At 46.5% G+C, this 24081-nt stretch carries 18 protein-coding genes; 7 read left to right on the top strand and 11 right to left on the bottom strand.

Translation table 11 applies throughout. From position 1 onward, the window contains the following. The first annotated feature begins 255 nt into the window (after positions 1-255). Entirely contained in the window at positions 256-558 is a 303-nt protein-coding gene (locus tag AYW75_RS03205) for a YhbY family RNA-binding protein (RefSeq protein ID WP_067095327.1), read from the top strand. A 92-nt stretch (positions 559-650) separates the two neighbouring features. Next, positions 651-1463 (top strand): hypothetical protein, encoded by an 813-nt coding sequence (locus AYW75_RS03200; protein ID WP_067095324.1) that lies wholly within the window; start codon positions 651-653, stop codon positions 1461-1463. A gap of 7 nt (positions 1464-1470) precedes the next feature. Here the strand turns inward: AYW75_RS03200 and AYW75_RS03195 are convergent, their stop codons facing one another. From AYW75_RS03195 to AYW75_RS03165, 7 genes are all read right to left on the bottom strand, one after another. Further along, positions 1471-2289, bottom strand: coding sequence for an ABC transporter permease subunit (locus AYW75_RS03195; protein ID WP_067095321.1), 819 nt, complete (start codon positions 2287-2289; stop codon positions 1471-1473). Beyond that, positions 2286-3200, bottom strand: coding sequence for an ABC transporter permease subunit (locus AYW75_RS03190; RefSeq protein WP_067095318.1), 915 nt, complete (start codon positions 3198-3200; stop codon positions 2286-2288). The genes AYW75_RS03195 and AYW75_RS03190 overlap by 4 nt, the downstream gene beginning before the upstream one ends. Then, positions 3197-4318, bottom strand: coding sequence for a polyamine ABC transporter ATP-binding protein (potA, locus tag AYW75_RS03185; RefSeq protein ID WP_067095315.1), 1122 nt, complete (start codon positions 4316-4318; stop codon positions 3197-3199). The genes AYW75_RS03190 and potA overlap by 4 nt, the downstream gene beginning before the upstream one ends. Before the next feature lie 56 nt (positions 4319-4374). Then, positions 4375-5472 (bottom strand): polyamine ABC transporter substrate-binding protein, encoded by a 1098-nt coding sequence (locus tag AYW75_RS03180; protein WP_067095311.1) that lies wholly within the window; start codon positions 5470-5472, stop codon positions 4375-4377. A gap of 276 nt (positions 5473-5748) precedes the next feature. Then, entirely contained in the window at positions 5749-6090 is a 342-nt protein-coding gene (gene erpA, locus AYW75_RS03175; protein WP_067032299.1) for an iron-sulfur cluster insertion protein ErpA, read from the bottom strand. Positions 6091-6181: 91 nt separating this feature from the next. Next, positions 6182-7771 carry a peptide chain release factor 3 gene (gene prfC, locus AYW75_RS03170; protein WP_067095309.1) on the bottom strand — a complete coding sequence of 530 codons (1590 nt, stop codon included), beginning with the start codon at positions 7769-7771 and terminating at the stop codon, positions 6182-6184. Between the two features lie 163 nt (positions 7772-7934). Continuing rightward, entirely contained in the window at positions 7935-8654 is a 720-nt protein-coding gene (locus AYW75_RS03165) for a hypothetical protein (protein WP_156490799.1), read from the bottom strand. A 230-nt stretch (positions 8655-8884) separates the two neighbouring features. Here AYW75_RS03165 and AYW75_RS03160 point away from each other — a divergent pair, with 230 nt between their 5' ends. After that, a complete protein-coding gene (locus AYW75_RS03160; protein WP_067095304.1) occupies positions 8885-10792 on the top strand; it encodes a metallophosphoesterase family protein in 1908 nt (635 codons plus the stop codon). 84 nt (positions 10793-10876) lie between these two features. On the opposite strand, the gene AYW75_RS03155 is transcribed toward AYW75_RS03160, so the two are convergent. Together AYW75_RS03155 and AYW75_RS03150 are read right to left on the bottom strand one after the other, a co-directional pair. Further along, positions 10877-13984, bottom strand: a complete 3108-nt coding sequence (locus AYW75_RS03155) for an efflux RND transporter permease subunit (protein WP_067095301.1) — start codon at positions 13982-13984, stop codon at positions 10877-10879. Between the two features lie 15 nt (positions 13985-13999). Further along, the gene (locus AYW75_RS03150; protein ID WP_067095299.1) at positions 14000-15196 is read right to left on the bottom strand and encodes an efflux RND transporter periplasmic adaptor subunit; all 1197 of its coding nucleotides are present in this window, start codon (positions 15194-15196) and stop codon (positions 14000-14002) included. A gap of 101 nt (positions 15197-15297) precedes the next feature. Between AYW75_RS03150 and AYW75_RS03145 the strand changes: the two genes are divergently transcribed. Further along, positions 15298-15867: a TetR/AcrR family transcriptional regulator gene (locus AYW75_RS03145; protein WP_067095296.1), complete on the top strand. Its 570-nt coding sequence runs from the start codon at positions 15298-15300 to the stop codon at positions 15865-15867. Between the two features lie 13 nt (positions 15868-15880). Here the strand turns inward: AYW75_RS03145 and AYW75_RS03140 are convergent, their stop codons facing one another. Beyond that, complete coding sequence (locus AYW75_RS03140) at positions 15881-16762, bottom strand: DMT family transporter (protein ID WP_067095293.1); 882 nt, start codon at positions 16760-16762, stop codon at positions 15881-15883. Positions 16763-16819: 57 nt separating this feature from the next. Beyond that, positions 16820-18040 carry an FAD-dependent monooxygenase gene (locus tag AYW75_RS03135; protein ID WP_067095290.1) on the bottom strand — a complete coding sequence of 407 codons (1221 nt, stop codon included), beginning with the start codon at positions 18038-18040 and terminating at the stop codon, positions 16820-16822. A gap of 265 nt (positions 18041-18305) precedes the next feature. Between AYW75_RS03135 and AYW75_RS03130 the strand changes: the two genes are divergently transcribed. Genes AYW75_RS03130 through AYW75_RS03120 form a run of 3 tightly spaced genes read left to right on the top strand, consistent with a single transcriptional unit; the run spans position 18306 to position 24060 of the window. Continuing rightward, entirely contained in the window at positions 18306-19760 is a 1455-nt protein-coding gene (locus AYW75_RS03130) for a circularly permuted type 2 ATP-grasp protein (RefSeq protein WP_067095287.1), read from the top strand. Positions 19761-19762: 2 nt separating this feature from the next. Beyond that, complete coding sequence (locus tag AYW75_RS03125) at positions 19763-20710, top strand: alpha-E domain-containing protein (protein WP_067095284.1); 948 nt, start codon at positions 19763-19765, stop codon at positions 20708-20710. Continuing rightward, positions 20707-24060 carry a transglutaminase family protein gene (locus AYW75_RS03120; RefSeq protein WP_067095281.1) on the top strand — a complete coding sequence of 1118 codons (3354 nt, stop codon included), beginning with the start codon at positions 20707-20709 and terminating at the stop codon, positions 24058-24060. Before AYW75_RS03125 ends, AYW75_RS03120 begins: the two co-directional genes overlap by 4 nt. Positions 24061-24081 lie beyond the last annotated feature (21 nt).

Below are 24081 nucleotides of genomic sequence, written 5' to 3'. Positions count from 1 at the left end.
TGAAGTCGTATTCACTCAACCAATCCATACTTTCTAACATCGCTAGAAGATCAGATTTTCATCAACCAAAGCCATTGCTCTCTTGCCAAGAAATTTTGACAAAAAGATTGTCGAAATGTTCCGCTTACACAAGATCGTTAGTTTTTGATCTTACACTGTTTCATCATACCTAATTCACCCGATATTCCGCTATAATATCGCCTAACCTCTGAAGCCTCCAATAAAGAGGGTCAACTAAGATGAGAAATTTTAATTATGAGTTTGACAAACGTTCAAAAAAAGCAATATCGCAACATTGGGCATACACTTAATCCTGTTGTCACTGTTGCAGGCAACGGCCTAACAGAATCCGTTCTGACCGAGATCGACCGTGCACTAGAAGACCACGAGCTAATCAAAGTTCGCTACAGTGTTGTAGACCGTGAAGCCCGTTACGCGCTGATCGAAGAGACTGGCAAAGTGCTGAAAGCACAGATTGTTCAGACTATCGGCAAGGTTGCACTATTCCACCGTGCAGCGTTAGAAGCGAACCCGAAGCTATCTAACTTACTTCGTTAAGCATATTAAGATTAAGGCCAGCCACTCGCTGGCCTTAATTTTTGAACTAAAGCGCCGATAAGGTCTCATAATTAAAAAAGTGAGTGCGCGCTATGCTTTTCATCGACACTGTAAAACGAATCAACCAACTTCCTGAACGGGAAGACCACGCCAACTTTCGTCGGCGTCGCAATCGGCCCTCAAAAGACAGCCTCACACTGAGTGATGCCGCCTCTCATGTCCAGCAAATCACTTTGACGTATGAATACGCCACTGAACTAACCCCTACGGACAGCATTATAGCTAACATGCTAGAGGCCGTTATCCAGCAAGTAGACCAACTTCATATTCACGTGGAAGCGCTCAGTCATTTTGCCCCCTCTAACGATTCATGGAAACTACCGCTGCAAACACCGCCCCCCTCTTTTATAGATAACGACCCAAGTTACGGTGACAGCGTCAAAGACCTAAAGCATGAAAAACAAAATAAGAAAATTGAACTGCATTTATTAGGCGCTGACGGCACCCAAAAGGTGTGCTTATTGACGTTTGTAACGCACCATTTATCCGATGCATTACGTCAAGCTCTAGTCAAATTATCACCCAAGCAGACACTGCATACGCCATACTCAGCAGAGCAGCTTGAACCTTTGCCGCAACAATGGGTATTTGAAATTGATCAAGATGGTGAAGCAGAACCTTTAGAAGACTTATACAACAGCGGTGCGGTGTCTAAAGCAGATTACGATGTGAGCTTCTCAGGGTTACAAATTTGGTTTGAGCGACAAAACGATGCCTTGCCATTACTCATCAGCGATATGACACTGGGCTACATTTATATTGGTAATTACGAAGCCTACGGGCATGGTGCCAACGCACCAGAAGAAAACAATATACCTTCTGGCACATTAGACACCAGCGCCTAGTCACTCATTATGAACGGGCGAACTTATCTCGCTTTAACTTGCGACGAGACAACCACCAAGCAACCAATGTCACCAAGGACACAATCAAGATAATCAGCGTCGCTAATGCGTTTATTTTTGGTGACACCCCTAGACGAACGGAGCTAAACACCTCAATCGGCAACGTCGTCGCACCAGGCCCCGATACAAAACTCGCTATCACCACATCGTCTAACGATAACGTAAATGCCAATAACCAAGCCGACACTAATGCAGGCATGATGATTGGCAAGGTAACTTGCACAAAAGCTTTAACGGGAGTCGCCCCTAAATCCATGGCAGCTTCGACAAAAGAACGGTCCAACTCCTTCAAGCGTGAGCTAATCACCACGGTTGCGTAGGCCGTGCCAAAGGTTGCATGGGCGATCCATATCGTGAACAAACCACGTTGATGAGGCCACCCTAGTACATCTGTCATCGACACGAATAACAACAGAAGCGATAAACCAATGATCACATCGGGCATTACCAAAGGCGCTGCAACAAGGCTATGCAACATCGAGCGGCCTCGAAAGCGCCCAAAACGTGTCAGCGCCACAGAGGCCAAAACCCCCAAGCAAACGGCCGTATTAGCGCTCCAAAATGCCACTTCCAAACTGCGCCATACGGCCGCCATCAGGCCTTCATCACGAAATAATTCACCGTACCACTTGGTTGACCAACCTGCCCATACGGTCACTAAGCGAGAGCTATTGAATGAGTAAATAACCAAACTGAGCATCGGCAGATATAGGAATGCCATGCCAAACCAAAACATCACACTAGAGAAGCGAATAGGCGGTTTCATTTGCCTTCCTCCCATTCTTTCTCTTGATACTTTCTAAAGAAATGAATCGGCAACATTAAGAGCAACAACATAATCAAGGCTAACGACGACGCCAGCGGCCAATCGCGATTATTAAAGAACTCCTGCCACAACACTTTACCAATCACAAGCGAATTAGTACCACCGAGTAATTCTGGAATCACATACTCGCCCACCACAGGAATAAACACCAACATGCTCCCTGCGATAATACCGTTACGCGATAGCGGGAAAGTGATTCGCCAAAATGACTGCAGCCAGCGCGCACCAAGATCTTGTGACGCCTCAATTAAACTGTGATCGTGCTTAACAAGGTTAGCGTATAGCGGCAATATCATAAACGGCAGGTACGCATACACAATGCCAATGTAGACCGCCACATTGGTATTTAAAATGGTTAATGGCTGATCCACAACGCCAAGCCACATAAGCGCATTATTTAAAATACCGTTACTTTTCAAAATACCGATCCACGCATAAATACGAATCAAAAACGATGTCCATGACGGCAACAGGATCAACAACAATAAAACGGTTTGCGTAGAAGGTTTGGCTCGGGCAATGTGATACGCCATAGGGTAGCCAATAAGCAAGCATAAAAATGTCGATATTGCAGCCATCTTCAAACTGTTCAGATAAGCAGTCAGATACAACGCATCTTCGCTTAAGAAAATAAAGTTGCCAAAATACACATGCAGATCAAATGCTTCATCCGCCATAGTTAACAGCTGGGTGTATGGCGGAATCGCTATCGCCGATTCCGCAAAAGCTATTTTTAAGACAATCAAAAATGGCAACGCAAAAAACAGCATCAGCCATAAGGTTGGAACGGCAATAACCCAGCGTTTACCGTGCTCAGCATGGCGTTTTAGACGCTCAGTGACTTTCTTCATGGACGCAACACCAGACCACTGTCATCAGACCAATAAACGTAAACTAGCTCTTCCCACGTTGGTTGATCAGCAAAACGATCGGAGTTCACCATGAAGGAGTAAAGGATTTTGCCATTGTCTAAACGGATATGATAAACCGAGTGTCCTCCAAGATAAGCAATGTCATGTACCACGCCACGACACCAATTGTACTCACCTTGTGGCTGATCACGGGAAATCAGTGTTTTTTCAGGACGAACCGCAAACACCACGTGTTTGTCTTCAATCGCCGTAGTAACGCCATAAGAAACGTACAGCTGATTGTTAATTTCTTCTGAATCAATCACCGCATGATCTTCTGCATCAACGGCAATCGCACCGCGGAACAAATTCATGCTGCCAATAAACTCTGCTGCCTGAAGGCTATTCGGCGCTTCATAGATATCTCGCGGAGTGCCAGACTGCACAATACTGCCTTCTTCCATAATGGCAATACGGTTGGCCATGGTCATGGCTTCTTCCTGATCGTGGGTAACCATGACACACGTCACGCCGACACTTTCGATGATATCCACCACCTCAAGCTGCATACGATTACGTAGTTTTTTATCCAACGCCCCCATTGGCTCATCCAATAGTAAAAGCTTTGGTGATTTCGCCAAGCTGCGCGCTAACGCCACACGTTGACGCTGCCCACCAGACAACTGCTCTGGCTTACGCTTTGCGTATTTCTCCATGTGCACCAAACGCAGCATCTGCACAACTTTGTCAGCAATCATCGCTTTGGGCATACGGTCTTGCTTCAATCCATACGCAATATTCTGCTCAACCGTCATGTGTGGAAACAAGGCATAGGATTGAAACATCATATTAATCGGACGACGATACGGCGCGAGCGAGACAATGTCTTCGCCATCTAAGATAATTTTGCCTGAGTTCGGCGTTTCAAATCCGGCCAACATGCGCAGCAAGGTTGACTTGCCTGACCCTGACGCGCCAAGCAATGCAAAGATATCGCCTTTTGCTATGTCTAAAGAAACGTCATTAACGGCGACCACATCGTCGTAGGTTTTTACGATACTTTTTATCTGAAGAAAGTGGCCATCTACGCCATCGCGTGAAAGACTTGGCTCAATCATTTAAAACCCTCAAAGCTAAAAATCATGCCAGCGAGCACCGCCCGCTGGCGATGCGGTTATTGACCGGATTTAATCTTGTTCCATGCACGCGTAATGGTGCGCGTCGTACGTTGATCCAACACGCTCGGTAACCACAACTTATCGCGCACCTCTTGTGTTGGAAAAATACTTTCATCATTGGCTACGTCGGCATCCACCATGCTCATAGACGCTGGGTTGGCATTGGCGTACCAAACGTAGTTCGTTATGTTTGCCGTGATCTCAGGGCGCAAAAGGAAGTTAATCAGTTCATGGGCACCTTCCGCATTCTTCGCATCACGAGGAATAGCCAGCATATCAAACCACATCAGCGCGCCCTCTTTCGGAATCACATATCGGATATCAACGCCATTATTGGCCTCTTCTGCACGAGCTGCTGCTTGCGCCACATCACCCGACCAAGCAATCACAACACAAACGTCACCATTGGCTAGATCATTGATGTATTTCGAGCTGTGAAAATAACGGTAGTAAGGGCGTACAGACAACATTAGATCCGTTGCCTTATTAATATCCGCTTTATCAGTAGTATTCGGATCAAGACCTAAGTAGTTCAATGCAGAACTGATGATTTCTGTTGGCGCATCCAACGCTACGACACCACAAGATTGCAGCTTTTCTAAATATTCTTTTTCAAACACCAAAGACCAGCTATCAATCGGAGCATCTTCACCCAAAAGTTCTTTTACTTTGGTTTCGTTTATACCGATACCTGTTGTGCCCCACATGTAAGGCACGGAATATTTATTATCAGGATCAACGCCTTCTAACAAAGACATGATTTTCGGGTCCAGGTTCGACCAGTTTGGCAACGCTGAACGATCAAGCGGCATAAACGCACCCGCCTGAATTTGTTTGCCAATAAAGTCATTTGTGGGAACCACTAAATCAAAGCCAGATTGGCCAGAGAGCAACTTGGCTTCCAACACTTCATTACTATCGAACACATCGTAGACAACCGATGTACCCGTTTTTTGTTCAAAGCTTGGCAACGTTTCTTCGTCGATGTAATCCGACCAGTTATAAAAGTGCACAACATCTTCTGCTTGAGCAGAAAACGGAACCGCAGTCACTGCAGTCAGGGCCAACGCCGAAGCGTAAGACTTAAATTTCATATAACTTCCCCTAGTCGGTTTCATTAAAAAGCGGAGTATCATACGTACACGCACCCATTAGATAAAGGTCATGCTGTGGAAATTCTAAGCAAGTCCGCTGCAATCACTCGATTATCATGCAACAAGCTTACCGATGACGTCGTCATTATCCTAGCATCACCTCTTACTACTTCCATCATTCAAACAGTGCCATAACCAGATAGAGGTCATAAAAAAACCCTCGGTATTACGCGAGGGTTTCTAAGACAACTGGTAACGCTTTCGCAGCGCGAACCCTTATATGCTAAAGCTTGCACCACAACCACAGGTTGAAGACGCATTAGGGTTAGCCACAGTAAAGCGCGCACCTTCTAAGTTTTCTTTATAATCGACTTCTGAGCCTACCAAGTACTGGAAACTTAACGGATCAACTACCAGCTTTACGCCATTGCGCATCACTTCTGTGTCGTCCTCTTGATACTCTTCATCAAACGTGAATCCGTACTGGAAGCCGGAACAACCACCACCAGTCACGTACACACGCAACATCAAGCGCTCGTTTTCTTCCTCCACAATCAATGACTGCAATTTTGCTGCAGCAGCATCCGTCATTGAAATAGGGTCAGCTGATTCGACCATTGCTTTCTCCACTAAGGTATCGAGACACCTTTACACCATTAAAATAATGGCAAGATTATCCTCTTAACCAAGTAAACTAGTCAAGTATAGATCAGTGCTCACGCGTCGCACGGAATTCAACTTCAGGGTAACGCTCTTTAGCTAGGTTCAAATTCACCATCGTCGGCGCAATGTAGGTTAAATTATCACCACCATCCAACGCTAAGTTCGCCTCGCTTTTACGCTTGAATTCTTCGAACTTCTTACCTTCTTCCGCTTGCACCCAGCGTGCTGTTGCCACGTTAATGTTTTCGTAAATGGCTTCCACGTTATATTCCGCTTTCAAGCGTGCCACAACCACATCAAACTGAAGAACACCGACCGCACCAACGATTAAGTCATTGTTTTGCATCGGGCGGAACACTTGCACCGCACCTTCTTCTGAAAGCTGTACCAAGCCTTTTAACAGCTGTTTCTGTCGCAATGGATCTTTTAGGCGAATACGACGGAACAATTCCGGCGCAAAGTTTGGAATACCAGAGAACTTTAAGCTTTCGCCTTGAGTGAAAGTGTCACCGATCTGGATCGTGCCGTGGTTATGCAAACCAATGATATCGCCGGCAAAGGCCTCTTCGGCACGAGAACGGTCACCCGCCATAAAGGTTACGGCATCAGAAATACTGATCTGCTTACCCAAACGCACATGATTCATTTTCATGCCTTGCTTGTACGTACCCGATACCACACGCATAAACGCAATTCGGTCACGGTGTTTCGGGTCCATATTGGCTTGAATCTTAAAGACGAAACCAGAGAATTTCTCTTCCGTAGCGTCCACTTGGCGATCATGTGTTTCCCGTGGCATTGGAGCCGGTGCCCATTGCGTTAAGGCATCCAGCATGTGATCGACACCAAAGTTACCCAAGGCTGTACCAAAATAAACAGGCGTTAACTCACCCGCTAGAAACAGCTCTTGATCAAATTCATTCGATGCGCCCATCACCAACTCAAGCTCTTCTCGTAGCTGCTCGGCCAACTCTTCGCCAACGGCTTCATCTAGCTCAGGGTTGTTCAAGCCTTTTACAACACGTAGATCTTGAATCTTATGCCCCTGCCCCGTGGAGTACAGAATCGTTTCATCATTATGAATGTGATACACACCTTTAAACAGCTTGCCACAACCAATGGGCCAAGTAATCGGCGCACACATCATATTCAGTTCGTTTTCGACTTCGTCTAATAGCTCCATCGGATCACGAATATCACGGTCCAACTTGTTCATGAAGGTTACGATCGGCGTGTCACGCAGACGAGTTACTTCCATCAATTTACGGGTACGCGCCTCGACACCTTTCGCAGCGTCGATCACCATCAAACAAGAATCCACCGCTGTCAGCGTACGGTAGGTATCTTCCGAGAAATCTTCGTGCCCAGGAGTGTCTAGCAGGTTAACCAAGCAATCATTGTATGGGAACTGCATCACCGACGTCGTGATCGAGATACCACGCTCTTTCTCCATATCCATCCAATCGGATTTAGCGTGCGCATTGGAACCACGGCCTTTTACCGTACCGGCAGACTGAATCGCGCGTCCGAACAACAATACTTTCTCAGTGATCGTTGTCTTACCGGCATCGGGGTGGGAGATAATAGCGAAAGTTCTGCGCTTGTTTACTTGATCAAGAAATTGCTGGTCAGCCATTTAGAAACTCTTTAGGTTAGTCTACGAACCTGTTGAGAGTACCTTAACACGTTCGTTTTGCTTTTCGATTGGGCGGGTATTATACAGCGATGACTATGAAAGACACCCCTGATGATTTGTTTTTTTAAGCACCTTAAATAGCGCCTCAATATTGAAAAAAGGTCTAATTAACCGCTATGACGCTGGCGATGCCTCGTTGGAAGGTAGCTTTGCTTAAGTTGCTTTGGTTTTGCTCAAGAAAGTCTCCAAGTGCGAGCTTTTGGCAGGGCATCAAAATTTCGTATTTCTTTGCTAAAGATATGCCTGCACTTGTTTTGGGCAGGTGTGTTGAGAGTTTTTGATAAAACTCGTAATCGGAGTGTGGTTCCGCATTGATGCAGTCTTGGTTGCTGAGGCTGGCACTTAGGCTCAGTGATTCCACTAAGGGGTCTAATTGCTCACTGTAGCGATCAATAACTTGTTTTGAGTTGTCATATTGTTGTGCGTAGCGAAACAATAACAGTTTATTTTGTAAGCTTGTTTCGTCCACCTCATCCGTTCCGATGGTTTCTAAGCCAATTACTTCACTTACTTCTTTGCCATAATTTACCGCAACCCCCGTATCCCATGCTCGAGCAGCATATTTTAGTAAAGACTTACGCATGCCAAAAAGAACCGTTTCAGCGTCTTCTTTACTCATCGCGGGTAAGCCTAGAAGTTTGCTGACGTCGTCATATTGAATGGCGCTTTTGATTTCGTTATCAACGGCCATTAAAAAGTAGGTTTTGGAATGGAATACTTGCTCTATGTGGGAGGAGGGATGCATTTCTGTAGAAAGGTTTTCGGCGTATGTTGTTAGGGGTAAAGCGCAGGCTAACGGTAAATACAACGACTTTTTCAGCATCGGAATCTCTTAAGCAAATAAACTTTTGTGGGTAAGAGGCCCGTGACAAAGTCACGAAACACATATCAACTCTAGTTGTTTAAACTATCGAATCCATCCGGTGGTTGCAATGGCTACAGGGAAAAGCTTTTTGCAAAAAAGGTGAATCAGTATTTACATCCCACTACAGGTTTTCAAACCGACTCTGAGGTACGATATAAGAATTTACTGATCGGTTTGGAGCACTCCCTATGAATTCTATGGCGACGGATGTGACGTTACCGTCAATTATCGCAGGCCCTATTTTGCGCAAAGTAGAGGCTCACGCCATGCATTTATGGCTGGCAACAAGTCTTGATCTCACGCCAACGGTCAACATACTTCACGGGGCTAATACCCTTATCAGTGACACTCAATGTACGTCGATTCAAATTGGTGAACGCTTATTTATTAAGCTCATCACCGTCACGCTTGAAGACAGACTCCCTAAAACAGAAGCCCTTGGCTACCGCTTAACATTTGAAGAAGGTCGTCCTGTCGAACTGAATGGTGATAACTATCTATATGACGAGAAAGACGACACGATTCAGTTTATTTGGAAGCCTGAAATTTCGTCACTGCTTCATGGCTCTTGTCGCAAAGCCCATTTTGGCTATCAGCAGCTTGATAGCAGGGCGTCCATTGGCGATGGTTTAGCACAAGCAGATCGACATTTGTCCCATACCAATATAAGCGATTGGCCCTCTTTGCTGATGCTATCGGGGGATCAGATTTACGCCGACGATGTCGCCGGCCCAATGCTGTACGCAATTCGTCAAGCGGTAGACTTGTTGGGCATCAAGGAAGAACGCCTACCCGAGTCAGGGCACCGTTTACACGACGATCCATTCTATTACTGTCGTGAAGCTCTGCTGCCAAAATCAGAAGAAGGCGATGACGTTCGCCGCCAGTTTTTCAAAGGCAAGAAGAAACCCGTTTTTACCACAGATACGGCACACAACCATTTAATTAGCTTTGCTGAAGTGATGTGTATGTATCTATTAGTGTGGTCGCCAACTTTATGGGCTCACATATCACTCGAAATTCCCGAAGGTTTGTCGAATGAAGATCATAAAACACGCTACTTAGAAGAGCGAAAAGCCATTAAAGAGTTTGTTGAGACATTGCCTCAAGTTCAGCGCGTGTTATCTCATTTGCCTACCGCGATGATGTTTGATGACCATGATGTCACCGATGACTGGAACTTAACCGCGGACTGGGAACAAACCGCTTATGGCCATGAGCTGTCGAAACGTATTTTAGGCAATGCTCTGTTCGGCTATATGATTTGCCAAGGTTGGGGAAATAACCCCTCTCAGTACGATGATCAATTCTTAAAACAGGCAGAACTCGCGCAGCAAAGCCAAGACAGCGCCTTGCAGGATGAATACATAGACCAACTCTTGGCCTACGAACAATGGCACTATCAGTGGGATACTGAGCCAAAATTAGTGGTGTTAGACACTCGTACCCGTCGCTGGCGCTCAGAGCAAAACTTTAACCATCCTTCAGGGTTAATGGATTGGGAAGCCATCACGGATTTGCAACAAGATATCAAAGACTTGGACTCAGTCATTCTAGTCTCCCCTGCCCCTGTATTCGGGGTGAAGCTAATCGAAGCCATTCAGGAAGTGTTTACTTGGTTCGGTAAACCTTTGATGGTGGATGCGGAAAACTGGATGGCGCACCCAGGTTCAGCTTATGCCTTGATGAATTTGTTTACGCACGCCAAAACACCGACTAACTTCGTAATTTTATCGGGCGATGTGCACTACTCTTTTGCGTACGACATAAAACTACGCGGCTACAAAAGCAGCCCTACCATTTGGCAGATTACCAGCAGCGGCTTGCGTAATGAGTTTCCAAACACATTATTAGAATGGTTTGACCGCCTTAACCGTTGGCTTTATGCCCCGTGGTCTCCGTTGAATCTTTTCACTAAGCGACGCTCTTTGCGAATCTCTCCTCGTAAACCCGAACACGCCTCCAAAGGTGAACGCCTGATTAACCAATCAGGCATTGGCTATGTACGTTTGGACACTGAGGGCCGCCCAACAGAGATCGCCCAACTGGGTAACAACCATCAGAAAACACGCTTTTTCATCAGTAAAAAGACATAAAACACCCGCTAAACTAAGCCAATCAAATACAAAAAAAGGAGCCTCTAGGCTCCTTTTTTTGGCTTATTATGATGACAAGATCATTTAGTCTTCAATCGGGCGTTTCGGAAATAAACGTCGCACTATGACGAAAAACAAAGGCACAAAGAAGATCGCTAGAACCGTAGCGGTCAGCGTCCCGCCCACGATACCGGTACCAATTGAAATTCGGCTATTAGCACCGGCACCAGAAGACAAAGCTAACGGTAACGTACCTACGATAAACGCTAACGATGTCATAATGATTGGACGCAAACGTAATCGCGCGCCTTCGGTCGCAGCCGTCCAAACATCTTCACCTCGGCGGTAAGCGGCCTCCGCAAACTCCACGATCAAGATGGCATTTTTAGAGGACAGACCTATGATGGTCAAGAGCGCCACTTGGAAATAAACGTCGTTTTGAAGATCACGCAGATAGATTGCACCCGCCGCACCAATAACCCCTAAAGGAATTACCATAATCACGGAGAATGGTACCGTCCAGCTTTCATACAATGCCGCCAGACACAAGAACACCACTAAAATAGACACAGCGTACAAGAAGTACGTTTGTCCACCAGATTGCTGCTCTTGGAAAGACAAACCACTCCATGCATACGACGTGCCCTGAGGAAGTTGGTTCGCTAAGCGTGCCATTTCGTCCATCGCGTCACCCGAACTTAAACCCGGTGCTGCAGAACCTTGAATCTCATAAGACGGCAGCCCATTAAAACGAGTCAGAGCTTTCGGGCCAAACGTCCATTCGCTGTCAGCAAAGGCTGAGAACGGAGTCATTTTGTCGCCATTACCACGCACATACCAGTGCTGTAAGTCGGATGGCGAACCTCGGTATTCCGCATCACCTTCTATATACACACGTTTCACACGGCCTCGGTCAACGAAGTCATTGACGTAATTACCCGCCCAAGCAGCTGACAACGTACTGGATATATCCGTCATAGATAGGCCCAATGCCGATGCTTTCTCTTGGTCGATGTCAATGTGAAGCTGTGGCGTTTCACTTTGACCGCCCATACGAACGCCAGACAAAATCTGACTTGCACGGGCATCACCGAGCAGTCGGTCACGCATTTCTAGCAAGGTGTCACGGTCAGTGTTACCTGCTGCCTGAAGCTCAAACGTAAAGCCATTACTTTGTCCCATGCCTCGAATAGACGGCGGCAACAACGAAAAGATTTGCGCATCACGAATGCCAGCAAGCCCAGGATAAGAACGCCCAACAATGTCCGACGCCGAACTACCAGGCTCGGTACGTTCGTCCCAGTGCTTCAACAGCACGAACGCCATACCAGAGTTTTGCCCTGTTCCCATAAAGCTAAAGCCAGATATCGTGAAGATAGAATCGACATAGTCTTTTTCTTTGACTAAGAAATGATCTTGAACCTGGTCCATCACCTCTTCGGTACGCGCCATGGACGCGCCTTCAGGCAAAGAAACAATCACCATCACGTTACCTTGGTCTTCCGTCGGTAAGAAGCCCGTCGGTACATTGAGCATCAAGTAGCTCATGCCTGCAATAATCACCAAGTAACCCGCTAACCAACGCACAGGTTGCTTGATCAGTTTCGATACTCGGCTACTGTAGCGATTGGTGGTTGAGTCAAACTTGCGGTTAAACCAGCCCCCTAACCCTCGCTTCTGGCCATGCTGCCCTGGTTTGAGCAAGGTTGCACACAAAGCGGGCGACAACGTCAACGCCACAATCACAGACAATACCATCGACGATACAATGGTGATCGAGAATTGACGATAAATAACGCCGGTCGAACCACTAAAGAAAGCCATGGGTACGAATACCGCTGACAGTACCACTGCAATACCGATCAAGGCACTGGTGATTTCTTTCATAGATTTAATGGTTGCTTCTCGCGGTGAAAGCTTTTCTTCTTCCATCACACGTTCAACGTTTTCGACCACAACAATGGCATCGTCCACCAACAGACCGATCGACAGCACCAGACCAAACATGGTCAAAGTATTAATCGAATAACCAAACGCCTGCAGTACGCCGAACGTTCCCAACAATACCACCGGTACAGCAATGGCTGGAATCAAGGTCGCACGCCAGCTTTGCAGAAACACAAACATTACGATGACCACTAAAGCGATGGCTTCAAACAGAGTTTTCACCACCTCTTCAATCGAGATCTTAATAAACTCAGTAGAGTCTAGCGGTAACGCAGTTTTGTAACCTTCTGGCAAGTTTCTATTCAGCTCTTCAATCGCTGCTTTGACACGTTCGGAAGTCTCTAATGCATTCGCGTTTGGAGCCAGCATCACAGCCATACCCGTTGCAGGGTGGCCATCTAAACGAGGTGAAAAGTTGTAGTTTTCACTGCCAATTTCAACCGTTGCGACGTTTTTAAGACGTACTGTGGCACCGTTGTCGTCGTACTTAAGAATGATATTTTCAAACTCTTCCGGCGTTTCCAGCTTCGACTGAGCCGTTACTGTTGCATTCAGCTCTTGGCCTTTGGCAATAGGGTAACTACCTAAACTACCTGCAGCCACTTGGACATTTTGAGCTTTGATCGCATTGGCAACGTCCGATGGAATCAGGTTGTAGGTTGCCAGTTTAAGTGGGTCTAACCAAATACGCATAGCGTAGGCCGAGCCAAACACTTGAACACTGCCAACGCCCTCAAGTCGCGATACCGGATCTTGCATGTTGGATACAAGGTAATCTGATAAATCACTCGCGGTGTCTTGGTCGTTCTCATCGTACAGCGCCATGATCAGCAGGAAGTCGGATTGTGACTTGGTCACGGTGACCCCTTGCTGCTGCACAGACGAAGGAAGATTAGACGTAATTTGCTGTACTTTGTTTTGTACTTGAACTTGAGCCGTATCAGCATCAGTGCCTTGTTCAAAGGTCACACTAATACTAGTGCGCCCCGTTGAACTGCTGCTTGATGAGAAGTAAAGCAACCCATCAATCCCTGTCAGTTGCTGCTCAATTATCTGAGTGACACTGTTTTCAACGGTTTCTGCCGACGCGCCATTATAGGTCGCCGAGATACTGACCGTTGGCGGCGCCACGTTGGGGTATTGAGACACCGGCAATTGAGTAATCGCAAGCACACCCGCTAACATAATAACGATGGAGATAACCCACGCGAATACCGGACGCTTTACGAAAAAATGCGCAATCATTTATAGCTCCCTTTGCTACTGGCCAGTCGTCGCGGCATTAACCTCTACCATGCGACCTGTTTGAGGGTCTCGCTTTAGCTCAACCGTCGTGACGTCAGCGCCGGGGCGCACCTTCATGCTGCCTTCAACGATTACTTTATCGCCATCTTTGATACCATCAGTAATGTACCATTGGTTGCCAACCGCACGTTCAGTGGTTACAAAGCGACGTTCTACTTTATTGTCAGCGTTGACAACCAATGAAAAGGCTTTGCCTTTTACATCACGAGCAACTCCTTGTTGAGGCACTAAAATCGCTTGGCTGTCGGTTAAGTCGTTAATTCGTCCTCGCACAAACATACCGGGTAGCAATAAACCGTCAGGGTTATCAAACTCTGCACGCAGCGTCACACTACCCGTCATTTCATCAACATTCACTTCACGAGTTTTTAAACGACCTTCATGGGGATAGACGGATCCGTCTTCCAACACTAACGTGACATTTTGATCACCCAATTCAACGTGTTCAAGACTTAACAAGTTGCGAATACGAAGTTGCTCTACACTGGTTTGAGCAAGGTCCACATACATCGGATCCGTCGTACGAATCGTCGTCATTGGTGTTGCTTGTCCAGCGGTCACCAAAGCGCCCACTGTCACTTCTGAAATACCAATCTTACCGTCAATCGGCGCGGCAATCTGTGTGTACTTCAGGTCAATCTTGGCACTGTTCAAAGATGCTACAGCGCGTTTCTCAGAAGCCACCGCAGACAAATAAGCCACATTGGCATCGTCTAAATTTTGCTGAGAAACGTTATTACGCGCTTTTAACTGGCGGTAGCGTTCATAGGTTTGTTTTGTAGAAGTTAGCGTAGCTCGGGCACTGTCTAAATCAGCCTGGGCTTGCTCTAAATTAGATTTATAAATGGAGTCGTCCAGTTGATACAGTAAATCACCTGCTGCAACAGCTTGCCCTTCTTCAAACAAACGTTTTTCCACGATACCGCCCACTTGAGGGCGAATCTCCGCTTCTAAACTGGATTTCGTGCGGCCTGGTAACTCGGACGTTAGCTCAACAGCTTGTTTTTCTATGGTGATAATCCCCACTTGGGTCTTAGGCGCTTGTTGAGCTTGCGCATTACCTTTCGCTGCACTGCTTTCGCTTTCTTGACATCCTGCCAAAATAGCTGAGGCCAGCACTACCCCTGTTAATAAAAAGTTCCGAGACAGCATAAACTGTGACAACTCCAATAATTATCATTTGAGAATGAGCGTTCATTCCTACTATAATCTAGCGACGTTACACTTCCCATCTTTTAATCGTGCAAATAAATATGAACAAGCCTCCAGTCAACGAGCAACAACGTCGCCAGCAAATCATAGATGCATTTATCGTACACGTTGTGGAAAAAGGCTTTCATAAAGCCAGCATGGCGGAGGTTGCTAAAACAGCAGAATTAAGTGTTGGTCAAATTTACCGTTATTTTGCACACAAAGAGAGCATCATCCGTGCCGTTGTAGAGCGTAAAACGGAAGAATACATGGAAATGATGGAAGACTTTATAGAGAAGAAAGATTGGCTGGCGCGCGTATTCGAACAAAAGAACTGCGAAGAATTTCGTATAGAGCGAATTCTCAATATGGAAATCAAGGCTGAAGCTAACCGCTCGCCAGCGCTGGCTAAGATTCAAGCCGATGCAGACCGCCGTTTAACCGAGCACGCCAAGAATATTGTTCGTCAACGTTATGCGCTTGATGAGGACGCTGATATTCAGGCGCGCATTCGCTTTCTGGTAGCACTGACTGACGGTTTATTTCATCGCAGTGCAGACTACGCAGAGCCTTTTAGTCAACAATCACATCAACTTTTTGAACACATGCTGAATGAGCTTTTCCCAGATTAGCTAGGTAACACCATCAACGAATCCTTAGAAAAACCAATACTTGCCGCCACTTACTTACCAGCATTGCGACAAATATCAGACCACACCCCAGCACTTGTAAGGCAGCCATTTTCTCACTGAACCAAATAGCGGCTAGCAGTGCAGTCCAAACTGGCTCTAAATTCATAATCACAGCAGCATGACTGGCAGGCGTTAAACTTTGCCCATAGGTTTGCAACAAGAATCGTAAACTGGTGGCAATTACAGTACTGGCTAGAAACCAGCCGACAATCGGTAATGACACTGTCTGAGGAATCTCTTCTACAGTGGGTGATATAACCAGTAATAATGCACCTGCCGTGATGAGTTGAATCGAGGTAAGCACTAACACATGTAAACGGCTCGACATACGCGTCAATAAATTGAATTGTATTGCAAAGGTCACGGCTGCAATAAAGAAATACAGCTGTGCAAACTCAAAAGCTAAGCCATTCCCCAATGCCAACAACGCTAGACCAATGATTGCAATAGGCAGGGCAAACCAAATGCTTTTGGCTGGGCGCTCGTTAAATAAGAAGCGTGCAAACACAGGCACCAAAATCACGCCAAGACTATTGATGAAAGCCCCGACACCTAAGTTACTCACCTGATCAAGTCCGATAATCCAGAACATCATGGCAACGCCCATGACGAGACCAACCATGATCGCGCCTTTTAGATCATGCCATGTAATGCCCTTAAAAAAACGCGCCCCGACAAAAAACAGAATCAAGCCGGCCAGTACAAAGCGAACGCCAAGAAAGAAAATAGGCGGTAAGCCAGCCAATGCCTCTTTGGAGAAAATCCAACCAAATGCAGCAATGACAGTCACCAAAACTAAAATCAGCTCGGCTTTAAGATGAGAAGAAGTGCTCACAGAGGCGTCCTATGCATGACACGAATTTCGTTGAATAAATGGCTGCAGATCAATGCACTACAGAGCCAGCGTGGTCACATCGTGTCCATAGATATGATCCAACTTAGCATCAATGATACGACTGAAGTATTTTGAGGCAACACCAAGCGCTTTGAGTTTTAAGCGCCCTTCCCAACCACCGTGCATATGGTACAAGGCAGCATTATCACGCGACTGTCGTTGAACCGCAGTAACTCGAGGTTTTCGAACGCTTTCGTATTTATCAAAGGCTTCTTTGAATGGGTATTTTGTCAATGTTGTCACCAGAACATAGGCATCTTCAATGGCCATCGCGGCACCTTGCGCCATAAAGGGCAACATTGGATGACAGGCATCACCTAACAATACCAGACGTTCATCATGCCATTTGGGGAGCGTAGGACGGCCATTTAAAGCCCATAAAAAGGTTTCATCACAGGCTTCTAAAACCGAAGTGACTTCGGGGTGCCAGCCTAAAAATTTACGGCGGAGCTCTTCTACATCGCCCGCCTCACGCCATGATTCAGATCGCCATTCCGCCCGCTCTTCAACGGCAACAAAGTTAATAAACTCGCCTCCGCGTAAATAGTAGGTCACAAGATGTTTATTTGGGCCAGCCCAAACGGTGGCATTCGGTTGAATGGAAGCGCCTTTGATTGCCGAGACTGGAACCGTACCACGCCATGCTACTTGGCCAGTAAAAATAGGCGCTTGAACCCCCAGCATTAGCTCACGCATTTTAGAATGAATCCCATCAGCCCCGATCACAATGTCGGCGTGTTCAGTACCGTTTTCCAGCAGTACCGTGGCATGTTTAGGATCTTCACGGTAGCCCTGCACTTTGTGATCCAACTCTATTTCGACGCCAGCACTGTAACAGGCTTGCACTAATTCTTTATGTAAATCAGCTCTGTGGATGTGCCAATAAGGCGCACCGTATCGTTGCTCAATGTGCTTGCCTAGCGATGTTTCTAAATAATAATCACCCGATTTATAATCTCGAATACAGGCTTTCTGTGGGGTATAAGCATGCTTCTCAATTTGGTCTTTCACACCAAATTCTCGCAGTACTTTTATTGCATTTGGGCTAAGTTGTAAGCCTGCACCGACTTCACTCAATGAAGACGCTTGCTCGAAGATTCTGACCTGAAAGCCCTGCTTGGCTAACCCTAAAGCAACCGTCAATCCTCCAATGCCAGCACCTACGACGATTACTTGTTTAGCTTGGTCTAAATGCGCCACAGTATTTTCCTTACTCATTGATCAATCCATTCCGCATCATAACAAAAACCCAAATCAGAAACCTGATATAAATTTGGCAAGCCATCAAGTTTTACAGATAAATTAAATGGAAACATTCTACAGGTATTGTGGCGCAATACTTGCTGGAGATTATGCAAATGTATTAGCAAGTTCTAAGTTTCGCTTGCTATATGCATGCATTTGGTTCATCAATAACTAATACTGCTATGAGGATGAACTGTGTTGACGCACTCCCGCAGACGTTAACGGGGAATAATAAGATATGGAAAAATTGACAGATAATTACAACACTAGCGTTTTTTTCGATGAACTCATTAATTCATCAGGACAAGCTCACCCACCCGCTAAGGAATTACTTGACTACTTAAATGGCCTGCCGTCAGAGGAGCTTGAGAAGCGCCGCATTACGGCTGAAGCGACCGTTCAAGAAATGGGCATCAGTTTCACGGTCTATACCGAAGAAGGAAACATTGACCGGGCTTGGCCCTTTGATATTGTCCCTCGCACCATTGCCGCCAAAGACTGGGAAGTCACCGCCCAAGGATTAAAACAACGACTCACCGCCCTTAATCGCTTCATCGACGACCTCTACCACGATCAAAACTGCATCAAAGACGGAATCATTCCAGAACACATAATTAAAGACTCTAAGAACTTTCGTCCGGAATGTGTTGGCGTGTCACCGAAATACGGTGTTTGGGCACATATTTGTGGTACAGACTTAGTGCGTGATGAGCACGGTGATTTCTATGTATTAGAAGATAACCTACGTGTGCCTTCTGGTGTGTCTTATATGCTGGAAAACCGCGCTATTACAAAACGTGTGTTACCAGAACTGTTTGAAAACGATGAAATCTTGCCTGTGGGTGCTTACACATCCAACCTATTTGACACGCTTGCGGCCTTATCTCCGCGAGATATTGAGCGACCAGAGATCGTCGTGATGACACCAGGCATCTACAATTCAGCTTACTTTGAACACGCCTTTTTGGCTCAGAAAATGGGGACTGAATTGGTCGAAGGCTCAGATATGTTCGTCGATGAAGACGATTGTGTCTATATGAAAACCATCTACGGGCCTGAGCGCGTTGATGTGATTTATCGCCGTATTGACGATTTATTCTTAGACCCTGAAGCCTTTGACCCAGACTCAGTATTAGGCGTTGCAGGTCTAATGCGCGCTTGGAAAGCGGGCAATGTAGCCTTAGCCAATGCGCCGGGGGCCGGTGTTGCCGATGACAAAGTGGTTTACGCGTATGTCCCTGAGTTAATTCGTTACTACCTTGACGAAGAGCCAATTCTGAAAAATGTCAAAACCTACCTATGCGATAACGCAGAAGAGCGCGAATACGTGCTGGCACACCTTGATGAATTAGTCGTAAAACCAGCCAATGAATCTGGCGGCTACGGTATGCTTGTTGGACCACATTCAACCAAAAAAGAGCAACAGAAATTTGCGGAGTTGATTAAAAATAATCCTCGTAACTACATTGCTCAACCCACGTTGAAACTGTCCACAGCACCTACCTTAATCGGAAAAGGATCACTAGAACCGCGCCACTTGGATCTACGCCCATTTATTTTGCAAAGCAAAGACACCTATGTCACGACGGGGGGATTGACCCGCGTGGCGATGAAAAAAGGCTCTCTAGTCGTTAATTCGTCACAAGGTGGTGGTAGTAAAGATACTTGGATTGTGGATACAAAAGGAGCCTAATCATGCTTTCAAGAGTTGCAGAACGCCTATATTGGAGTGCTCGCTACCTAGAGCGCGTGGAAAACACGGCCCGTTTAGTCAGCGTATACGACGATTTACTGTTCGACTTACCACACAATGTGGTCGAGATCTCTTGGTATAACCTTATCGAGATCAACAGTGGTATCGAGGCTTTTAATAACCGCTACAAAGTGCAAGATGAGCGCAATGTGGTGAAGTTTTTATTGTCAGACGACGACAACCCAAGCTCACTATTGAACTCCATCAAATTGGTGCGTGAAAACATTCGTACGACGCGTGATGTATTGCCCAACGAAATGTGGGAACTGATTAACGAATTGGATTTATTCGCCAAACAGAATATCAAACAGGGCATTAATCGTTCAGCACGACACGCCTACCTCAATACGATTATTGAGAGCTGCCAGAAAATCATTGGTTTGCTAGCAGCAACGATGGATCGCGACGCCGGATGGCAATTCCTAATTTTAGGACGCTATTTAGAGCGTGCTGACATGAATACGCGTATCCTCGACGCGGCTGCGTCATTGATGATGCAGTCTCAACAGGAGCAAGATCTAGAACTTGGACAAGTCGTCTGGTCTAAAGTATTGAAATCGCAAAGTGCATACTTGAGCTTCCGACGTACCATGCGCAGCTCGATTCGCGGCGCCAAAGCGGTGACTTTCTTACTGAACGATAAATACTTCCCTCGCTCACAGCATTACTGTTTAGAACAAATCAAAGTGGCGGCAGCAGAGCTACCACGCTCAGGCATTGTCATTATGAGTGCGGATCGATTACTCAAAGAAACACGTTCCGTCGAACACTCCAGTGACCTTAACCATGAGTTCAGTGACTACTTAAACGACATTCAGCTGAGTATTATTACCTTGCACCAGCAAATTACGGAAAACTGGTTTAACTTCCAGAAAGGAGAAGCGGCATGACCATTCGCGTCGCGATACAGCATAAAACCACCTATGAGTTTGATCGCTTTATCAATGTTTCGCCGCATATTCTACGCTTACGCCCGGCACCGCATTCGCGTACACATATTCATGGCTACTCTCTTAAAGTGGAGCCAGGTGAGCATTTTGTAAACTGGCAACAAGACCCATACGGTAACTTTCAAGCACGTCTGGTTTTTCCAGAAAAAACCAATCGCCTTGAATTTGAAGTAGAAGTCATCGCCGATATGACGGTGCTTAACCCGTTTGACTTCTTTGTTGAAGAATACGCGGATAAGTTTCCCTTTAAATATGACCAACAGCTGCTAGACGAACTACAGCCATATTTAAACAAATCCGAAAGCTGCCCTGAATTAGACGAATGGCTAAAAAGCGTTGACCTAACACCCATGGTAACGATCGACTTTTTAGTGGCGTTAAACAGCCGACTAGCGAGTGAAATTGGCTACGGTATTCGCCTTGAACCCGGTGTGCAGACCTGCGCCGAAACCCTGATGTTAAAAAAAGGCTCCTGCCGTGACACGTCTTGGTTGTTGGTGCAGATTCTACGCCACCTCGGTCTTGCCGCACGTTTCGCATCAGGTTACTTGGTTCAGCTTACCTCTGACATCAAAGCGTTAGACGGGCCTTCTGGGCCTGAAGAAGATTTCACCGATCTGCATGCTTGGTGTGAAGTTTACTTACCGGGTGCAGGCTGGGTGGGTCTTGACCCAACCAGTGGTTTGTTCGCTGGCGAAGGTCATATCCCTTTAGCATGTACTGCTGAGCCGATATCTGCCGCACCTATTTCAGGTCTTATAGACGAATGTGAATGTGAATTTAGCTACACCAACAAAGTCATTCGTATCCATGAAGACCCTCGTGTCACCAAACCTTATGACGATGACGAGTGGGAGAATATCAAAGCGCTCGGGCATGCTGTTGATAAGCGTTTAGAGGAAGGCGACGTTCGCCTTACCATGGGTGGTGAACCGACGTTTGTGTCAATTGATGACATGGATTCGGAGCAGTGGAATACCGACGCACTGGGTGCCGATAAACTGCGCCTTGCCAAAGATTTACTGTTGCGTATGAAACAAGAATTCGGTGCCAATGGTTTGCTTCATTATGGTCAAGGTAAGTGGTATCCAGGGGAAGAAGTACCGCGTTGGGCTTTAGGTTGTTTCTGGCGAACAGACGGTGAAGCTTTATGGCAGGATCCTAACTATTTAGCGCGTGTCGACAAAGATTATGGTCACACAGAAAAAGATGCCGGACGCTTTGGCCAAGCGCTGTGTAAAAAGTTAAAACTCGACACCAAGTTCCTACAACCGTCTTACGAGGATACGCTTTATTACCTTTGGTTAGAGCGCTCTCTACCAGACGACGTCAATCCACGCAAAGCAACGCTAAAAGATGACCTAGAGCGCCGTCGCTTAGCCAAACTTTTAAGCCGAGGCTTAGAACGTGTCAGTGGTTATGTATTACCAATCGAGTTTGATGGTGCTAAATGGCAAAGTAACCTATGGCCAATGCGTTCAGATGTTATCACCTTGATTCCGGGTGACAGCCCGATGGGCTACCGTCTGCCATTGAATTCTTTACCGGCGATCAAAGAAGAAGATCAAACACCTGAGTGTGATCCTTTTGCCGACCGTGGCCCATTGCCTGCGTTTAGTCAGTCCGAAGCACCTAAAGCAACACCTCAAGTGCGAACGCTTCAAGCTCGAATGGCACAACGCCAAGCTGCTAAAAATGCAACCAAACCGATCATTCGTACCGCATTATGTGTGGAAGCTCGCGAAGGTCGTTTGCACTTGTTCTTGCCACCGCTTGAAAACTTAGAGCATTACGTTAGCTTGCTTCACAGCATTGAAAAAGTGGCCACTGAACTGAAACTGCCTGTGGTGATCGAAGGTTATGAACCTCCGAAAGACCCTCGTATGCAGAAATTCTTAATCACCCCAGACCCAGGTGTTATCGAAGTCAACATTCATCCTGCAAAAAACTGGAACGAACTACTGCACAATACCGAAACACTGTATGAGCAGGCCTATCAGTCTCGTTTAGGTGCTGAAAAGTTCATGAACGATGGCCGCCACACTGGCACCGGCGGCGGTAACCATGTCACTTTAGGCGGTGTTACGCCAGCTGACAGCCCATTACTACGCCGTCCCGATTTGCTACGCAGCTTAGTAACGTTCTGGCAGCATCACCCAGGCCTGTCTTATTTGTTCTCAGGTATGTTTATTGGCCCAACCAGCCAAGCACCTCGTCCTGATGAAGGTCGTGATGAAGCCTTATATGAGATGGAAATTGCGTTCCAAAACATCCCAGAAGGATTGGTCGATGAACCTTGGTTAGTCGATCGCTTAATGCGTAACTTACTGGTAGATATCACCGGTAACACACACCGTTCAGAGTTTTGTATTGATAAACTGTATGCCGCAGGCACCAGCAGTGGCCGCCAAGGTTTACTTGAATTCCGTGGATTTGAAATGCCTCCGCATGCGCGTATGTCATTAGTACAGATGCTGTTATTACGATGTCTGGTGGCGCGTTTCTGGGACAAGCCGTATCACAAGCCATTAGTACGTTGGGGCACTTCGTTACACGATAAATTTATGCTGCCGCACTTTGTTTGGCAGGACATAAAAGCCGTTGTCGATGACCTTCAAGAACACGGTTTACCATTCAAACTTGATTGGTTAGCGCCGTTTGAAGAGTTCCGCTTCCCGCACTATGGCCGCCAGCAAATCGACGATATTGAGTTGGAATTGCGTTGGGCGATTGAACCATGGCATGTACTGGGCGAGGAAGTTTCTCAATCTGGTACGGCTCGCTATGTGGACTCCTCTGTAGAACGTTTGCAGGTACGCTTGTCGGGGTTAACTGAAGGACGCTACGTGCTTTCTTGTAATGGCCGCCGAGTTCCGCTTAGAAGCACTGGTCGTAAAGGTGAAGCGGTTGGCGCGGTACGTTACAAAGCATGGGCGCCACCGTCAGCATTGCATCCAACGCTTGGTACGGATACACCATTGGTGTTTGATTTGATCGATACTTGGAACGGCGTTTCCATAGGTGGCTGCACTTATCATGTTAGTCACCCAGGTGGCCGAAGCTACGATACGTTGCCAGTCAACAGTAACGAAGCCGAAGCTCGACGTATCAACCGTTTCTGGGACCATGGTTTTACTCAAGGCACGCTACCAGGACAAACTCAATTCAACGAATTGCGCAGTTTGGTAGCGCACGATAAGGCGACTCGACCAATGGCACCACCAGAAGAAGAGGTCTGTCATGAATATCCTCATACTCTTGATCTAAGGAAGAGGTATACTAGGCTCTAATTTCCATTAGAACGTCTAACT

The organism is Marinomonas atlantica (genome assembly GCF_001639725.1).
GTDB lineage: Bacteria > Pseudomonadota > Gammaproteobacteria > Pseudomonadales > Marinomonadaceae > Marinomonas > Marinomonas atlantica.
Note: the sequence above shows the minus strand (reverse complement) of the source record. Positions and strands in the feature narration are given on the sequence as shown.

Excerpts from the sequence above, each read along its gene's own strand:
- AYW75_RS03205 (WP_067095327.1), top strand. The coding sequence starts at position 256 with ATGAGTTTGACAAACGTTCAAAAAAAGCAATATCGCAACATTGGGCAT.
- AYW75_RS03200 (WP_067095324.1), top strand. The coding sequence starts at position 651 with ATGCTTTTCATCGACACTGTAAAACGAATCAACCAACTTCCTGAACGG.
- AYW75_RS03195 (WP_067095321.1), bottom strand. The coding sequence starts at position 2,289 with ATGAAACCGCCTATTCGCTTCTCTAGTGTGATGTTTTGGTTTGGCATG.
- AYW75_RS03190 (WP_067095318.1), bottom strand. The coding sequence starts at position 3,200 with ATGAAGAAAGTCACTGAGCGTCTAAAACGCCATGCTGAGCACGGTAAA.
- potA (WP_067095315.1), bottom strand. The coding sequence starts at position 4,318 with ATGATTGAGCCAAGTCTTTCACGCGATGGCGTAGATGGCCACTTTCTT.
- AYW75_RS03180 (WP_067095311.1), bottom strand. The coding sequence starts at position 5,472 with ATGAAATTTAAGTCTTACGCTTCGGCGTTGGCCCTGACTGCAGTGACT.
- erpA (WP_067032299.1), bottom strand. The coding sequence starts at position 6,090 with ATGGTCGAATCAGCTGACCCTATTTCAATGACGGATGCTGCTGCAGCA.
- prfC (WP_067095309.1), bottom strand. The coding sequence starts at position 7,771 with ATGGCTGACCAGCAATTTCTTGATCAAGTAAACAAGCGCAGAACTTTC.
- AYW75_RS03165 (WP_156490799.1), bottom strand. The coding sequence starts at position 8,654 with ATGCTGAAAAAGTCGTTGTATTTACCGTTAGCCTGCGCTTTACCCCTA.
- AYW75_RS03160 (WP_067095304.1), top strand. The coding sequence starts at position 8,885 with ATGAATTCTATGGCGACGGATGTGACGTTACCGTCAATTATCGCAGGC.
- AYW75_RS03155 (WP_067095301.1), bottom strand. The coding sequence starts at position 13,984 with ATGATTGCGCATTTTTTCGTAAAGCGTCCGGTATTCGCGTGGGTTATC.
- AYW75_RS03150 (WP_067095299.1), bottom strand. The coding sequence starts at position 15,196 with ATGCTGTCTCGGAACTTTTTATTAACAGGGGTAGTGCTGGCCTCAGCT.
- AYW75_RS03145 (WP_067095296.1), top strand. The coding sequence starts at position 15,298 with ATGAACAAGCCTCCAGTCAACGAGCAACAACGTCGCCAGCAAATCATA.
- AYW75_RS03135 (WP_067095290.1), bottom strand. The coding sequence starts at position 18,040 with ATGAGTAAGGAAAATACTGTGGCGCATTTAGACCAAGCTAAACAAGTA.
- AYW75_RS03130 (WP_067095287.1), top strand. The coding sequence starts at position 18,306 with ATGGAAAAATTGACAGATAATTACAACACTAGCGTTTTTTTCGATGAA.
- AYW75_RS03125 (WP_067095284.1), top strand. The coding sequence starts at position 19,763 with ATGCTTTCAAGAGTTGCAGAACGCCTATATTGGAGTGCTCGCTACCTA.
- AYW75_RS03120 (WP_067095281.1), top strand. The coding sequence starts at position 20,707 with ATGACCATTCGCGTCGCGATACAGCATAAAACCACCTATGAGTTTGAT.